This is a genomic window from Vibrio nigripulchritudo ATCC 27043, from assembly GCF_000222685.1.
Taxonomy (GTDB): domain Bacteria; phylum Pseudomonadota; class Gammaproteobacteria; order Enterobacterales; family Vibrionaceae; genus Vibrio; species Vibrio nigripulchritudo.
Genome location: NZ_AFWJ01000234.1, coordinates 1 through 634, shown reverse-complemented (window position 1 = coordinate 634; position 634 = coordinate 1). Strand labels below are relative to the sequence as shown.

The 634-nt window shown below is 50.2% G+C and carries 1 protein-coding gene; it reads left to right on the top strand.

Going from position 1 to position 634, the window contains the following annotated elements:
- Positions 1-478 (top strand): transketolase-like TK C-terminal-containing protein (locus tag RH89_RS16550; protein ID WP_038146424.1); only part of this gene is annotated, 478 nt, incomplete at its 5' end.
- Positions 479-634: the final 156 nt, after the last annotated feature.

Genomic DNA, 634 nt, shown 5'->3' with positions numbered 1-634 from the left:
GATTGAACGCAAAGACGGCCCTACGTCTCTGATTTTCTCTCGTCAGAACCTTGCCCAGCAAGAGCGTGACGCAGCACAGGTTGCTGATATCGCGAAAGGCGGGTACATCCTGAAAGACAGCGATGGCAAGCCTGAGCTTATCCTGATTGCGACCGGTTCAGAAGTCGAGCTGACTGTTGAAGCAGCAGCAAAACTGACAGAAGCGGGTAAGAAAGTACGCGTGGTGTCTATGCCTTCTACGGATGCATTCGACAAGCAAGATGCGGCTTACCGTGAATCAGTACTGCCATCAGACGTGACGGCACGTATCGCTGTTGAAGCGGGCATCGCTGACTTCTGGTACAAGTACGTAGGTTTCGACGGTCGCATCATCGGTATGACAACATTCGGTGAATCTGCTCCAGCAGGCGAACTGTTCAAGATGTTCGGTTTCACCGTAGAAAACGTGGTTGAGACGGCAAACGAATTGCTGGCTTAATCGACAGTTTTTTATCCAAAGCCCTGCTCTTTTGAGCGGGGCTTTTTACTATCTGAAGCTATGTCATCAATGGTCGGTGACCTACTTTTTGCCCACAGATCCAACTGGCTCATCAATATTCTCGATATCCACCAAGTTCCACGGTAGCCCCTGATT